The organism is Mannheimia cairinae (genome assembly GCF_028649535.1).
In the GTDB taxonomy this organism is placed as follows: Bacteria; Pseudomonadota; Gammaproteobacteria; order Enterobacterales; family Pasteurellaceae; genus Mannheimia; species Mannheimia cairinae.
Genome location: NZ_JAQSJE010000007.1, coordinates 89,342 through 105,045 on the forward strand (window position 1 = coordinate 89,342; position 15,704 = coordinate 105,045).

At 39.5% G+C, this 15,704-nt stretch carries 13 protein-coding genes; 4 read left to right on the forward strand and 9 right to left on the reverse strand.

Annotated features, from left to right (window positions below):
• Positions 1-5: 5 nt before the first annotated feature.
• A complete protein-coding gene (gene recG, locus PTQ27_RS07295) occupies positions 6-2,099 on the forward strand; it encodes an ATP-dependent DNA helicase RecG (protein WP_273749166.1) in 2,094 nt (697 codons plus the stop codon).
• 237 nt (positions 2,100-2,336) lie between these two features.
• Here the strand turns inward: recG and PTQ27_RS07300 are convergent, their stop codons facing one another.
• From PTQ27_RS07300 to dapD, 8 genes are all read right to left on the reverse strand, one after another.
• The gene (locus PTQ27_RS07300; RefSeq protein WP_273749165.1) at positions 2,337-3,089 is read right to left on the reverse strand and encodes a phosphodiester glycosidase family protein; all 753 of its coding nucleotides are present in this window, start codon (positions 3,087-3,089) and stop codon (positions 2,337-2,339) included.
• Positions 3,090-3,213: 124 nt separating this feature from the next.
• Positions 3,214-4,143 carry a uridine-preferring nucleoside hydrolase UriH gene (uriH, locus tag PTQ27_RS07305; RefSeq protein WP_273749164.1) on the reverse strand — a complete coding sequence of 310 codons (930 nt, stop codon included), beginning with the start codon at positions 4,141-4,143 and terminating at the stop codon, positions 3,214-3,216.
• Between the two features lie 58 nt (positions 4,144-4,201).
• On the reverse strand, positions 4,202-5,854 hold the full coding sequence (locus PTQ27_RS07310; protein WP_273749163.1) for a phospho-sugar mutase: 1,653 nt from the start codon (positions 5,852-5,854) through the stop codon (positions 4,202-4,204).
• A gap of 318 nt (positions 5,855-6,172) precedes the next feature.
• Positions 6,173-7,516 carry an acetyl-CoA carboxylase biotin carboxylase subunit gene (accC, locus tag PTQ27_RS07315; RefSeq protein WP_273749162.1) on the reverse strand — a complete coding sequence of 448 codons (1,344 nt, stop codon included), beginning with the start codon at positions 7,514-7,516 and terminating at the stop codon, positions 6,173-6,175.
• A 139-nt stretch (positions 7,517-7,655) separates the two neighbouring features.
• Positions 7,656-8,120 (reverse strand): acetyl-CoA carboxylase biotin carboxyl carrier protein, encoded by a 465-nt coding sequence (gene accB, locus PTQ27_RS07320; RefSeq protein WP_273749161.1) that lies wholly within the window; start codon positions 8,118-8,120, stop codon positions 7,656-7,658.
• A 178-nt stretch (positions 8,121-8,298) separates the two neighbouring features.
• The gene (locus PTQ27_RS07325) at positions 8,299-10,191 is read right to left on the reverse strand and encodes an LTA synthase family protein (protein WP_273749160.1); all 1,893 of its coding nucleotides are present in this window, start codon (positions 10,189-10,191) and stop codon (positions 8,299-8,301) included.
• 157 nt (positions 10,192-10,348) lie between these two features.
• On the reverse strand, positions 10,349-10,789 hold the full coding sequence (aroQ, locus tag PTQ27_RS07330; protein WP_273749159.1) for a type II 3-dehydroquinate dehydratase: 441 nt from the start codon (positions 10,787-10,789) through the stop codon (positions 10,349-10,351).
• Positions 10,790-10,856: 67 nt separating this feature from the next.
• Positions 10,857-11,681: a 2,3,4,5-tetrahydropyridine-2,6-dicarboxylate N-succinyltransferase gene (gene dapD, locus PTQ27_RS07335; RefSeq protein WP_273749158.1), complete on the reverse strand. Its 825-nt coding sequence runs from the start codon at positions 11,679-11,681 to the stop codon at positions 10,857-10,859.
• Between the two features lie 150 nt (positions 11,682-11,831).
• On the opposite strand from dapD, the gene PTQ27_RS07340 reads away from it, so the two are divergent.
• The 3 genes from PTQ27_RS07340 to ftsN all read left to right on the forward strand — a co-directional run bounded on the left by PTQ27_RS07340 (position 11,832) and on the right by ftsN (position 14,390).
• The gene (locus tag PTQ27_RS07340) at positions 11,832-12,497 is read left to right on the forward strand and encodes a M15 family metallopeptidase (protein ID WP_273749157.1); all 666 of its coding nucleotides are present in this window, start codon (positions 11,832-11,834) and stop codon (positions 12,495-12,497) included.
• A gap of 167 nt (positions 12,498-12,664) precedes the next feature.
• Positions 12,665-13,405, forward strand: a complete 741-nt coding sequence (locus PTQ27_RS07345; protein ID WP_273749156.1) for a class I SAM-dependent methyltransferase — start codon at positions 12,665-12,667, stop codon at positions 13,403-13,405.
• A gap of 136 nt (positions 13,406-13,541) precedes the next feature.
• Positions 13,542-14,390 carry a cell division protein FtsN gene (ftsN, locus tag PTQ27_RS07350; RefSeq protein ID WP_273749155.1) on the forward strand — a complete coding sequence of 283 codons (849 nt, stop codon included), beginning with the start codon at positions 13,542-13,544 and terminating at the stop codon, positions 14,388-14,390.
• Positions 14,391-14,439: 49 nt separating this feature from the next.
• Here ftsN and PTQ27_RS07355 read toward each other — a convergent pair whose 3' ends face one another.
• Positions 14,440-15,621, reverse strand: a complete 1,182-nt coding sequence (locus PTQ27_RS07355; protein WP_273749154.1) for an FAD-dependent oxidoreductase — start codon at positions 15,619-15,621, stop codon at positions 14,440-14,442.
• Between the last annotated feature and the right edge of the window lie 83 nt (positions 15,622-15,704).

Sequence of the window (15,704 nt, forward strand, 5' to 3'; positions counted from 1 at the left end):
ACACTATGAGCGAACAATTATTAGACGGAGTGCCTTTAACTGCTCTTTCCGGCGTTGGGGCAGCGATTGCGGAAAAATTAAGTCGGATTGGCATCAATAATGTGCAGGATTTGTTGTTTCATCTGCCGATGAGGTACGAAGATCGCACCCGTATTACGCCGATTACCGATGTTCGCCCGGAAAGTTTTGCGACCATTGAAGGCTATGTGCAACTTGCCGAAGTGCAATTTGGTCGCCGTCCGATTTTATCCGTTACCCTTTCCGACAGCACCAGCAAAATTATGCTGAAATTCTTTAATTTTAATGCGGGAATGAAAAACAGTTTTGTGGTGGGAGCGAGAGTAAAAGCCTTTGGCGAGATTAAACGTGGTCGTTTTATGGCGGAGATTCATCACCCTGAATATCAAATTATCCGCAATAATCAACCGCTTGAATTATCAGAAACACTGACACCGATTTATTCCACCACAGAGGGCTTAAAACAAGCCTCATTGCGGAAAATGACCGAGCAAGCCTTGGCGGTGTTAAATAATGTAAAAGTGGCTGAACTGTTGCCAGATGAATACAATCCGCATAAATACAGTTTAAAAGAGGCATTGCAGTTATTGCACCGTCCGCCTCCGACCATTTCTGCCGAAACCTTAGAAAAAGGCGAACACCCTGCACAAAAACGGCTGATTTTTGAGGAGTTACTCGCCCATAATTTAGCAATGCAACAACTGCGTTTGGGGGTAAAACAGCAGTATGCGGAGGCTTTAATGTATCAAACGGATATTAAACAGCGTTTTCTGCAAAGTTTGCCATTCCAACCGACCAACGCCCAAAGCCGTGTAACGGAAGATATTGAGCGTGATTTAGCCCAACCTTCGCCGATGATGCGCTTAGTGCAAGGCGATGTGGGCTCGGGTAAAACCTTAGTTGCCGCCCTTGCCGCCTTGTTAGCGATAGATAACGGCAAACAGGTAGCGTTAATGGCTCCGACCGAAATTTTAGCCGAACAGCACGCTAATAATTTTGCGAATTGGCTGAATCCTTTTGGTATAGAGGTGGGTTGGCTTGCCGGTAAAGTGAAAGGCAAAGCTCGCACAGCTCAACTTGAGGCGATCAAAAACGGCGAAGCGCAGATGATTATCGGCACTCACGCTCTGTTCCAAGAGGCGGTGGAATTTCATAATCTTGCGCTTGTGATCATTGATGAACAACACCGTTTTGGTGTGCATCAACGTTTAACGCTACGTGAAAAAGGGGCGAAAACGGCTGACGGGCGAGAAATTTATCCGCATCAACTGATTATGACCGCCACCCCGATTCCTCGAACTTTGGCAATGACGGTGTATGCCGATTTAGATACCTCTATTATTGACGAACTCCCACCGGGGAGAACACCGATTACAACGGTTGTGATTTCAGAAGACAGACGAGCCGAAATCGTGCAACGGGTTTATCAAGCCTGTAAGCAGGAAAACCGCCAAGCCTATTGGGTCTGTACCTTAATTGATGAATCGGAAGTATTAGAGGCACAAGCCGCCGCTGCCATTGCGGAAGATTTACAGCGAGCCTTGCCTGATTTACGTATTGGGTTGGTACACGGGCGAATGAAACCGCAAGAAAAACAAGCGATTATGGCGGAATTTAAGGCGGCGAATTTAGATTTATTGGTTGCTACCACCGTGATTGAAGTAGGGGTTGATGTGCCGAATGCCAGCCTGATGATTATTGAAAATTCCGAACGTTTAGGCTTAGCACAGCTACACCAATTACGTGGGCGAGTAGGGCGAGGAGCAACTGCCTCCCATTGTGTGCTAATGTATAAACCGCCGCTTGGCAAAATTTCCAGCAAGCGTTTACAGGTAATGCGAGATAGCCAAGACGGTTTTTACATTGCAGAAAAAGATTTGGAAATTCGTGGCACAGGGGAAATTCTCGGCACCAAACAGACCGGTATGGCAGAATTTAAAGTGGCGGATTTAATGCGAGATCGCAAAATGATTCCGTTGGTGCAACGCTATGCCAAGCAAATTATTGTGGAAAATCCACCGCTTGCACAAGCATTGATCAAACGCTGGTTAGACGATAAAGCCGAATATACCAATGCTTAATAGAATTCTTTAATACAAGCGGTCATTTTTTCCGACATTTTTGCAAAATTTATTTTTCTTTTAATCTCACTCCGATAGCGCCAGCGTCCTCGCTGGTGCTAGGCTAGCCTTAGTACAATCGGCTAATTTTTATCAAATTTTGTCCACTATCCCAAATTTAAATTGACCGATTATTTTCGGCACGAGTGGGACACTCGCGCCATCAGAGGTTATTTTTTTCCGAAGTCTTTGTAAAATTTATTCGGATTTCAACCTTACCCCAAAATGGTTGGAAACTTTGCGTTCTTCGCTTTGCAAAAATGGTAGAGAATTTACCCGCTTGTGATTTATAACCATTGTTGAGCTGCCGCCTCCGTCCAGATTCACAGCTTTGGTTAGCTCTAATTTTTTAGCGACTTGTGCTAACTCATCAAGAGTTACACCTTGAAACGTCAGTTGTCGCCCTTCTACCACAACCAAATAGAGCCAATTTTTAGCCTCATTTAAGCCAATTAGGGTTCTTGGGTGTTTGTTGGTAAAAACGCTCTGCACACAGCCGACTTTATCATTTTTACCACATTCAAATTTTTCCGTGTTTCGGTTAAACCAATGCCAGCCAGCAATTACCACCTGCCATTTTGCATTTTGTGGGGTAACTTTATTTTTGTCTTCAATAAAACATTTGTTCGCTTTATCGCAACCAAACAGCACTCGTGAGCGAGTATCTCCATATTTTGACCAACGTTTGCCATTACTTACCACAAGCCCTATCGGGGTAAAATCTTTCCAAAAGAAGTTCGCATTTATAGCAACATCTGTCTGATATTTTTTGGCAAACTCTGAAACCGTTGTGCCATTATCGCTTTTCTCGGAGCCAACTAATTCAATATTTTTGCAGTTAAGATCCACTCGGGTAATATGAAAGGGCGATTCGTTCGTATATTCAATGCAATCTTTTGCATAAATTGAACCGCTTGTAAGTAGGAAAAAGAGAAGAAAGAGTGTTTTCATAAAGTCTAATTAAGTCGGTTTTCGACCTAGTATACAAAGCATACTCGGCTCAGCATAAGTGAGTGGCTTGCACTCACTTTTTGCCCAAAAACTTAATTATATACTATTCTAGTGGGAAATCGTTTTAGAGATTTTTAACTGCGTCAATAACTAAATCCCAAAAACGCTCTTTATCTAATTTTTTAGCCACCCAAGTATTGCATTGTTTTGGTGGATAGCGGAAATCCGCCACCGTCATTCCAAGCGTATGAGTGCCGGTCAGCTCAATATTGACCGGTACTTGTTGCACCTCGATTAAACTCGGGTCAATCACATAGGCAACCGCACAGGCATCGTGCACGGGCGGAGAATCAAATCCTTGAGCTTGTTTGTACATTTTGCCGAAGAACTCTAACAATTCCACCACAAATTGCCCCGGTTTGCTGTTTAATGCAGCAAAGCGTTCCACTACATCAGGCGTTGCAAGTGCTTGGTGCGTGAGGTCTAAACCAACCATTGTGACTTTCCAGCCTGCATTAAAGACAATATGAGCCGCTTCAGGGTCGATTTTTATATTAAATTCTGCCACCGCACTCCAGTTTCCTGTGTGGTAGCCTCCGCCCATTAACACTACTTCTTTAACACGCTCAATAATGCGGGGCTCTAACCGAGCAGCTAAGGCAATATTGGTTAAACCACCCGTTGGCACAAGGGTTATGCTTTTTTCGGGGTGTGACATCACTAAATCAATAATTAAATTTGCCGCGTGTTTGTCTTCAAATGTTAATGTAGGCTCGGGCAGTAATGGACCGTCCATACCCGAATTACCGTGAATATCGGGGGCATTTTCCACCTCTCGTACTAATGGTCGAGGGCAACCTTTCGCAAAAGGAATATTGCGAATATTCGCAATTTCTGCCACCGCCAACGCATTACGAGAAACTTTTTCTAAGGTTTGGTTTCCCACCACAGTGGTAACAGCCAATAAATCAATATTGGGGTTTCCCCAAGCCAACATCATTGCAATGGCATCATCGTGCCCAGGGTCGCAATCTAAAATAATTTTTTGAGCCATTTTGTCCCCTCCATAAAAGAAAAAAGCACTCACGAAGAGGCGAGTGCTTTAGTTTCAATTAACAATCTTGTTTACCGTATTGCTCTTGGCGAAGTAATGCTCGAACACTTTCATCGAATTGAGCTAATACTTGCTCTGCATTTTCTGCATCGCTACCACGAGCATCTAAGTAGAACTTAATTTTTGGTTCTGTACCAGATGGACGAGCAATTAAGCGGCTGCCATTTTCCAATACAAAGACTAAAATATCGTTTTGACGCTCTGTTTTGGTGTGGTCGATAAATTGTGCCACTTTAAACCCACCAATTTCTGCTGGTGGATTATTGCGTAATGCCGTCATCAATTTGCCGATTTCTGATAAATCGCTCACACGAATAGAGATCTGACCGCTCACATAAGCACCGAATTCTTTCACAAATTCTGCGGTGTAATCTGCTATGGTTTTACCTTCTTTTTTCAAGCTACATACTAAATCTAAGAAGACAACAGCGGCTGAAATACCGTCTTTATCACGTACTTTATCTGGATCCACTAAGTAACCTAATGCTTCTTCAAAACCGAATAATAGGTTTTCTACTTTACCGATATATTTAAAGCCGGTTAGTGTTTCTTCCGAACCAAAGCCATATTTTTTCGCAATTTCAGCCAATGCCGGCGAAGAAACTAAAGAGCAAGCCAATACACCTTTTTTGCCTTCTGCTTGGTATTGTTTCGCTAAATACCAACCTAAGAAACAACCAATCACATTACCGTGTAAAGGTTTCCAATTTCCTTGTGCATCTGGCACTGCAACGGCTAAACGGTCTGCATCAGGGTCGTTAGCTAAAATAAATTCTGCATTTTTTTCTTTCGCTAATTCAATAGATAAATCTAATGCACCTTTCTCTTCTGGATTCGGGAAGTTTACTGTTGGGAATGTACCGTCTGGTTGAATTTGTGCATTCACTAAATGAGGTTGTGGTAAACCTGCTTTTTCCAGTGTTTTGCGTAATACTTCATAACCAACACCGTGCATTGCGGTATAAACATAGTTAATTTCCGCTTTTGGTTGTTTTGCTAATGAAGCTGTTTTTTCAATATACGCATTAACCACTTCATCATCTAACACAGTGAAATCTTGGCTGCGAGGTAAGTCAGCAATGCTACCGTTTGCCACTTTATCAATTAACGCAGCAATTTCTTTATCTGCTGGAGAAACAATTTGACCACCGCCATTGGCTTTACCTAAATAGACTTTATAACCATTATCTTCAGGCGGGTTGTGGCTTGCGGTTACCATTACACCTGCGGTAGTATCAAAATATTGAATTGCATAAGCTAAAACAGGGGTTGGTAATTTGCGTGGTAAAAGGTAGGTTTTAATGCCTGCCGCTGCCATAATTTCTGCGGTATCACGGGCAAACACATCTGAATTTTTACGACCATCGTAACCAATCACAATAGAAGGGGTTTTATCGTAGCCTTTTACAAATTCAGCCAAACCGCCAGCAGCTTGAGCCACTAACACACGGTTCATACCCATTGAACCGGCTTGTAATCTGCCACGTAAACCTGCAGTACCGAATTGTAAACGACCATCAAAACGAGATTCTAATTCCGTTTTTGCTTTTTCATCCGTTTGAGCGGCTTGAATAAGTTGTTCTAATTCTGCTCTAGTTTCTGCATCTGGATCTTGTGCTAACCATTTTTCAGCAACTTGGAAGATTGTCATTTTTTGCTCCTTTCTTATTTAAAATTTTGTTTAGATTAGCCCAAAGCGTTAAGCTTTAAAAGGCTTTATTTACTTTTTTTTGATCTAAAAAAACAAGCAATCGGTTGCCCATAAAAATAATTATTTTTTCGGTTTTAAAGAAAGAACAAGCGGTTATTTTTAATAAAAATTTTGCAAGGTTTGTTTTAGTTAAACTCTATTTCTTATTCAAGCTTAGGAGCTGGAGATGGTTTATTTATAAAAAATCTGCACCTGAATCAGCTAGTTTATATTCTAACTTTTAGGGTGCAGATCGTTTTATGATTATACTTGGCTACATTACTTTAAGCCTAGTTTTTTCTCTAGGTAATGAATGTTAGTACCGCCTTTGCGGAATTCTTTATCTGAAAGAATTTGAGTATGAAGAGGAATGTTAGTTTTAATTCCTTCAACAATAGTTTCAGATAACGCATTTTCCATACGGCTGATGGCAATATCACGATTTTCTGCGAAGGTAATTAATTTACCAATCATTGAATCGTAATGCGGAGGAACGCTATAACCTGAGTAGATATGAGAATCCCAACGCACACCTAAGCCACCAGGCACGTGTAAGCGTGTAATTTTACCCGGCGAAGGTAAGAAAGTGTTTGGATCTTCCGCATTGATACGACATTCCATTGCGTGCCCTCTCACTTTAATATCTTCTTGTTTGATAGAAAGTGGTAAGCCAGCCGCAACACGTAATTGCTCTTTTACTAAGTCCACACCTGTAATCATTTCAGTAACAGGGTGTTCTACTTGTAAGCGAGTATTCATTTCAATGAAGTAGAATTCGCCATTTTCATATAGGAACTCAAATGTACCTGCACCACGATAACCAATTTCACGGCACGCATTGGCACAACGCTCGCCGATATATTGACGTAATTCAGGCGTAATGCCTGGAGCTGGTGCTTCTTCCACCACTTTTTGGTGGCGACGTTGCATTGAACAATCACGCTCGGCAAGATACACGGCATTACCGTGAGTATCCGCAAGGACTTGGATTTCGATATGACGTGGATTTTCTAAATATTTTTCCATATACACCATATCGTTATTAAATGCGGCTTTCGCTTCAGCTTTGGTCATTGCGATAGATTCTTCTAAATCTTTTTCGTGATGCACCACACGCATACCACGACCACCACCACCACCGGAAGCTTTAATAATAACAGGGTAGCCGATACGTTTTGCAATTTCTTTATTTTTCTTTGGATCGTTACCAACTGGGCCGTCAGAACCTGGTACACAAGGAACACCTGCTTTTTTCATTGCATTGATTGCAGAAACTTTATCACCCATTAAACGAATGACATCTGCTGTTGGGCCAATAAAGATAAAGCCAGATTTTTCAACTTGTTCTGCAAAATCTGCATTTTCAGATAAGAAGCCGTAGCCCGGGTGAATAGCATCTGCATTAGTTACTTCAGCAGCTGCAATGATCATTGGGATATTTAAATAGCTTTTTACTGAAGGTGCAGGGCCGATACAAATTGTTTCGTCAGCTAATTTAACGTGTTTTAATTCACGGTCTGCAGTTGAGTGAACCGCTACGGTTTTAATGCCTAATTCTTTACAAGCACGTAAAACACGTAACGCAATTTCACCACGGTTTGCAATAACAACTTTTTCTAACATTGGGATTTTCTCCTTTAAAATCTCCCCCTTCCTCTTTGTTAAGAAGAAGCGATCGTCAAAGATTGAACGATATTCAGAGTTTCATTTAATAGATGAATGATCATCCCCTCTTTAAAAGAGGGGATAAGAGGGGAGACTATTATTCGATGATGAATAATTTTTGATCAAATTCTACTGCTTCACCATCATCAACAAGAATTGCTTTCACCACACCTGCTTTGTCTGATTCGATGCGATTCATCATTTTCATTGCTTCAACAATACATAAAGCATCACCGATTTTCACAGTTTGACCCACTTCAACAAATGGTGCTGCATCTGGGCTTGGGCTACGGTAGAACGTGCCAACCATTGGAGAAAGGACTGCGTGGCCACTTACTTCTGCTGTTGGTGCAGTTGGTTCAGGTACTGCCGGAGCAGCTACAGGTTGTACAGCTTGTGCTGGTGCTGCAACAGGTGCTGCTGCATATTGAATAGGAGCTGCAGCTGCAACAGGAGCCGCACGACTGATACGTACTGTACCTTCTTCTTCTGACACTTCTAATTCTGTAATGCCAGACTCTTCAACTAATTCGATAAGTTTTTTAATTTTGCGAATATCCATAATAAGATTCCGTATGTTGTTAGCTAAAAACAGAACTCTGCATTTTTTATAAAATGCAGAGTTAAAAAATTCTGTGTGTAGAATAACTGAATTTCGCCAATTTTGCGAATAAAATCTCAGAAATTTGGCGAAAATGAACGATTTTGGTATTCATCGTACCAGTTTAAAATCGGAAGTATTAGTCTTTTTTCTCATCTTGATATCCCTTAATTAAATAATTTATTTGCCAATCAAGGAGCTGTGTATAAGCATTAATTTTATTATGCTCATTGTGGTCTAATGAGTTATTTTTTATAAAGAACTTATCCTGATCATCCCATTTATATTTAGTAAAATCAGGTGATGTTAGATCAATTACTCCTGAATTATCGGCCCATATATAAGGATGGAATGCAAAATAGTTATCTGTTACTGGTGCTAATAAATTTTCTCCCCCACAGTGTAGATATTCGATATCAGAAAGACTTAAATGATACAGAGTAGGCATAATATCCTTATGTGATCCTAACTTCGCAGGTAAATAGTCAATTTCAAATTGGGTTTGTAATTTAGACGGAACACTTAAAATAAATGGGACGGCATTAGCCATAAAAAATTCTTCTGGAAATTTATGTTTCATTCCTCTAATGTGATGATCGCCTGTAGCAGCAATAATTGTATTATCTTTTTTATTTCCTTGTTTGACATCTGTAATAAAATTACCTAAGGCATTACAGGCATATTGAAAACTTTCTAATATATTACGGCGCTCTGTATCATTTTCACCAAATTTATCTTTAAATACTTTTGGATTAACCTTATTAGGTATATATGCATTTGGGGCTTTATATGGAGGATGATTAGTAATAGTCAAAATATTAATAAACATTGGCTCATTAGCATTCTCTAATAATTCATTAGCTAATTTAAAAGCAAACTCATCAGCAACTCCCCAGTAAGATAATGTGTTTTTAGCCTCAGGGTATCTATCAATTAAAGTATTTTGATCATATAACTCATCTACCCCTTGAATAGGGAGGTAATTTGCTAAATTTCGCCACATCATATTACCTGCAGAAATAAAAACAGTTTTATACCCTTGGTTCTTATAAATCAAAAAAGGTGTTGTTTTTAGTCTTACATTTTGAGCAATAGATTGCGTAATTTCTTGCATCGGACTATGGAAGTAAATTGACGCTAACGTACTCATAGTGCCATTTGATGAGGATAAGAAACGTTTAAATACGAACTCTGTTTCCATATAAGATCGTAAAGAGCCTAACAGATCATTCTCATCTTTATTATCGGTAATCAGTCCATTTAACCCAAAGCTTTCCATAATGGTTAATACTACATTTGGTTTCGTATGTTCTAACCATTCATTTTTAGCTGTTTTTGCATATAATGTTTTTAGACCTGATTCATTTATTAGCTGCTTACCTACTAGTTTATCTACAGGCTTAAAATTTACATTTCGTTTTCTATCTTGAAATGCCCATCGAATTGCTAATATACCATTTGGTACCATTTTATTTAGGATTGCAAGTTGCGATACTTGAGAATGTATTCTTCCTAGAGGTTTAGAGTTTATTGTTCCTCTAATTGCAAAAAACATTGCTACTATCATACTGATAAATATAAGAATATTTAACCATAATGGCAGTTCTAGATATGGCGTTTTGTAGTTACATATTAGAAAAGTAGGAATCAAACTTATAATAGATGCCGTTGTGATAATGCGTATAACAGGATAATCATCAAGTATATTTTTTAATACGGCTTTTGTATCTTCTTCTATTAATCCAAAGATAAAAACATCATAGTAATTATTATAAGTTTTGAAGTAAAAATAGTTGCAAATTAATGCTAGGGTAATAAAAAAGCTACTAATTAAAATATATCCAGCATAGCTAGCAAGAATGGTTTGAACTGAAAAAATAGTTGATAATAGTGCTGCCATTAAAAATGGTATGGTTAAAAATAATGCGATTATTTTTAAATCAAAGCGAAAGCCCAAATTTCTCATTCTTTTAACTGAATGATAATTTTCAGGGTTATCTAAAATTGTTTTATCCACAAATTTAGTGATCATTACTTCTCTAGTTATAAAAAAAATGATACTGAAATAAGAGAATAATCCTAAATGAATAAAACATAAGGATATAAGAGAAAACTTATCCATTAAAATAAAGAACCTTTAATTAATATTATAATTATAAAATGTAATTGTATTGAGATTAAAGCATAGTTTAAAGATTTTTTAATTGGCTAATTGCAAAATCCAATGCATATTCATAACCTTTAGCCCCTAAACCACAAATTACACCTTTTGCTACATCACTTAGATAAGAGTGATGGCGAAAAGGTTCACGGCTATGCACATTAGAAAGATGGACTTCTACAAACGGAACAGAAACCGCCAGTAACGCATCACGAATTGCCACGCTAGTGTGAGTGAATGCACCGGGGTTGATAATAATAAAATCGGTATTTTGAAATGCTTGGTGAATACGGTTAATAATCGGCTCTTCACCGTTTGCTTGGAAATATTCTAATTTAATGCCTTGTTTATTAGCTAATTGTTGCAGGTGCGTTTCAATATCCGCTAAGGTTTGCGAACCATAAATTTCAGGCTCACGTTTTCCAAGCATATTGAGATTCGGGCCATTTAAAAGGAGGATTTTTTTCATAATAATTCCTTACAAGCGGTAAAAAAATCCCTCACTTTTGCAAAGTGAGGGAAATTCAATTTATGAATTACTCATCAATAGAACGTAGTAAGTCGTTTAAGCCTACTTTGCTTAATGTTTTTTCATCTACTTTTTTCACGATAACCGCACAGTAAAGGTTATGTGAACCATCTTTTGACGGTAAAGAGCCTGAAACAACCACAGAGCCAGCCGGCACACGACCATAGTGGATTTCGCCTGTTTCACGGTCATAAATTTTAGTTGATTGACCGATAAATACACCCATTGAAATTACGCAGTTATCTTCAACAATCACACCTTCTACAATTTCAGAACGTGCACCAACGAAACAGTTGTCGCCGATAATAGTCGGGTTTGCTTGTAATGGTTCTAACACACCACCAATGCCTACACCACCTGAAAGGTGAACATTTTTACCAATTTGAGCACAAGAACCAACAGTTACCCAAGTATCTACCATTGTACCTTCGCCAACGTAAGCACCAATGTTTACGAAAGATGGCATTAATACTACGTTTTTCTCGATGTGTGAACCTTTACGTACTACCGCACCTGGCACAGCACGAATACCGTCCGCTTTAAATTGTTCTTCCGTATAGTTTCCGTATTTAGTTGGTACTTTGTCGTAGAATTTGGTTTCAGCACCGTCAATCACTTCATTATCAGCGATACGGAATGAAAGCAACACCGCTTTTTTCACCCACTGATTTACCACCCATTCGCCATCTTTTTTCTCGGCAACACGTAGTGAACCATTATCTAAACCTGCGATCACTTCTTCGATAGCCGCTTTTGTTTCTGCATCCACAGTTTTAGGGGTAATATCAGCACGTTTTTCAAATGCTGCTTCAATAATTGCTTGTAAAGACATTGTTGTGTTCCTTAATTTGTTACATTGAAAAGGGAAATTTAGGGTAACTTTTTAACATATAAAGGGTTTTATTTCCACAAGAAAAAATATATTGCTGAAATTTGGTTTATAATTTAATGCAATTAATTTTATATACAAGCGGTCATTTTTGTGGAAAATTTTGCAAATATCTTAACGGGTAAAACCCGTGAGCATTTAGTGTCTTTGCCTAATCCTCTTTCAGATAAACACAGTCTTCAACCTGAAGTTGTGAATGCCTTTTTAGCACTTCAAAAAGAGGCAAAAGAGGCAGGTTTTAATCTTCAACCAGCGAGTACTTTTCGTGATTTTGAGCGACAAAAATTGATTTGGAATGCGAAATTTAACGGCGAGCGTAAAGTACACGACGATAATGGTGTGGCGATTGATTTATCCGTCTTAACTGATTTTGAAAAATGCCAAGCAATGTTGAGATGGTCTGCGGTGCCAGGGGCAAGCCGTCATCATTGGGGTACTGAAATTGATATTTTTGACCCAGATTTATTACCTGAAAACACCCCGTTGTTGCTTGAACCTTGGGAGTATCTAGAGGGAGGTTATTTTGCTGAATTGGCAGAATGGCTACATCACAATGCCGAACAGTTTGGTTTTTTCTTCCCTTTTGACGGCACGCATAGCCGAGTAGGTTTTGAACCGTGGCACATTAGCTACCACCCAATCGCAAGCGAATATGAAAAATTATTTAGTGATGAAATGTTAAAATCAGCTTGGCAAGATGAAGATGTGGCAGGGAAAGCCTGTTTAATTGAACATTTTGAGGAGCTTTTGGGAGTATAGTCAAATCTCCCCTAACCTCTCTTTTCTAAAGAGGGGAATAAGATCGAGAAAATTTGAGATTTATCTTTTTTCACTACAATTAAACGCTAAAATAGTCTGATAAATTTAAATTACGTTCTGCACGCTCTCCCCTCTTTAGTAAAGAGGGGAGGGGGAGATTTGTTTTAATGATCCAACTAATTAACGAAACACAAGATAACGACAAATTCCAACATATTTGCAACAAATGGCAGCTTGTTCATAACGAAGATAGCATTTTAGCCCTTGTACTTACAGAAGAGCGTTTAGAATTACGCAAATTAGACGAACCAAAACTTGGGGCGATTGCAGTGAATTTTGTGGATGGCACAATGGCTCATCGGCGTAAATTTGGTGGCGGACGAGGCGAGGCGGTTGCCAAAGCGGTAGGCATTAAAGGCGATTATTTGCCCACGGTGATTGATGCGACCGCTGGGCTTGGGCGAGATGCTTTTGTGTTGGCGGCTATCGGTTGCAAGGTGTTATTGGTCGAACGCAATCCTATTGTTGCAGCATTATTGGAAGACGGTTTAAATCGAGCCTATCAAGATGCGGAAATCGGTGAGTTTATGCAAGAACGGATGATTTTAGCCGATTTTCGCAACATTTCGCAGCTTGATCCTAAAGTGCAAAGTGCGGATGTGGTTTATTTAGATCCGATGTATCCTCATAAACAAAAAAGTGCTTTGGTAAAAAAAGAGATGCGAGTTTTTCAACATTTGGTCGGGTCGGATTTGGACTCAGATGACTTTTTTCTACCGGCTAAAGCCTTAGCTAAAAAACGGGTGGTGGTAAAACGCCCGGATTATGCCCCTTTCTTAGCAGAGCAAAAACCTGATTTTTCGCAGACCACAAAAAATCATCGTTTTGATGTTTATCTTGCTCATTAAAATGAGCTAGAGTGTTAATCTTTACTTATTTTTACAAAACTTTAAAGATGAAACGTGTATAGAAGATAGGCAAGCGGTTATTTTTCCAGTAAAATTTACAAATTGGTTTATATTTTATTTTTAAGAGGCGGTTAGAGTGCCACAGCGTGATTATATTGCTCGCTCAAATGAAAAAAAGAGCAAAAAAACAAAAAAAGAGAATAATGTCAAAAAAATCTTAACGGTAATTATTGTGTTGATTTTAGTGAGTGGGGTAAGTTTATGGTTTTTAAAAGCCAGTGCTCCAACATCTGTTGTTCCGACAACGATACAACCTAATAATCAACAATCTAAAAGTGAGTTACCAAGCCGCCCAGAAGAGACTTGGAGCTATATTCGTGATTTAGAAACCCGTACTGTGATTACAGATAATAGCCAAACTTCACAAGAGCGTTTAGCACAATTAACCGCACAGCAAAAGCAACAAATTGAAGAAAGACGCAAACAAGAAGAAGCTCGATTAGCGGCACAATCTCAGCAAAATAATACAGCTGGCAATACAACAACAGTAGAAGAAGCATTAAGTGAATCTGAGTTAGCAGCAAGGGCAGAAGAAGAGGCTTTATTAGTACAACGTGCGGAAGAGCGACGTCGTGAAGCGGAGAGAAAACGACAAGAAGAAGCGAAAAAAGCAGAGCAAGCTCGATTAGCAGCAGAAAAAGCGAAAAAAGAGCAACAAGCTAAAATCGTTGCAACCGCAGCAAGCCCTGCTCAAAAAGCAGCAAATCAAGCAGGTAAATTTGGTTTACAGTGTGGAGCCTTCAAAAATAAAGCTCAAGCAGAAAATATGCAGGCACGACTAGCAATGGCCGGTTTTAATGCTCGTATTGCAAGCAGTGCAGAATGGAACCGTGTTTTTGTCGGGCCGATTGGCGACAGAGCGGCAACCTCAAGAGCACAGTCAAATGCTCGTAGTGTAGCAGAATGCGTGATTATTGCGATGTAAGCCAGCGATAACGGAAAGAGGAGTGATGACTCCTCTTTTTTATTGTCAGTTAAATACCTATCGCATATTTTAAGATCTGTTTTTTAAGTGGAGTGGCTTTTTCCGTAAATACTAGCCCTAAATTACGGGCGATTTTAACGGGCAGTAGCTCGGTTTTAAAGGCTTTGTAAAACACGTCCATTCCTGTTTGCATCAGTAAATTATCTGTTTTTCGTTTGTGTTCGTAGCGTTTTAAAATTGATTCATCTGCAAAATTTTCCCCTTTTTTGACCGCTTGTTCGATAACCTCCAGCAAGGCTTTTACATCTTTAAAACCTAAATTTACCCCTTGCCCTGCTAAAGGGTTAATGGTGTGGGCAGAATCGCCAATCAACACGACACCGTTTTGTACGTAATGTTGAGCGTGCTGGCGAGTTAGGGGGAAAGCCCCAGATGCTTGAACTTGAATTTTACCTAATTCTGCAGTTAAGCGAGCAGGGAAGTTTTTCTCAATTTCAAGGGTCAGTTTTTCTGGTGGAAGGGCTTTAAGTTGTGCGATTTGTTGAGGTGAATCGTACCAAACAATACAGCTATTGTTACCTGCAAGTGGCAGTAACGCACGAGGGCCTGTCGGATAAAATTGTTGCCAAGTAGCAGGTGGAGTAGGATTTTCACAAGTAATAGTCGCCAATAAGCAGTGTTGGCGGTATTGCCAGCTGGTTAGCCCAATACCAGCCCATTGGCGAGTTTGGGAGTTGGCACCGTCTGCGGCAATGATAATAGGGGCACAGAAGGTTTTATCATCAACTTTAACCGTCCAGCGATTTTCTTCTCTATTTGCAGAAATTTGTTGAAATCCGACCGCTTGTTGGCAGTTTGGATATTGTTGTAACGCTTGCCATAATGCAATTTGAATCACGTTATTTTCGACCATATCGCCCAGTTTTTCTAGCCCGATTTCATCAGCGGAAAATGCCGTGTTAAAGCCCTCAATTTCCCAAGTTTCCAGTGCAGTATAGGGGCAGGTTCTCATTGCGGAAATAGTGCTCCATACTTCTAGTTGTTGTAATAACTGAATTGAGCCTTGGCTAATAGCAGAAATTCGCAGATCATAAGCGGCGTTTGGGGTAAAGGTCGGTAATGGTTTTTTCTCGATTAAGGCTAAATTCAACCCTTGTTTTGCCAGCCCAAGTGCTGTGGCAGCCCCAACCATTCCGCCACCGATTATAATCATATCGCATTCAGTTTTCATTTTTTGCTCCTCTAGACTGCATAAAATATACCATAGAGACTGCTTGAATTGTATTGAATTTCAGATTAGGATCAAACTGATTT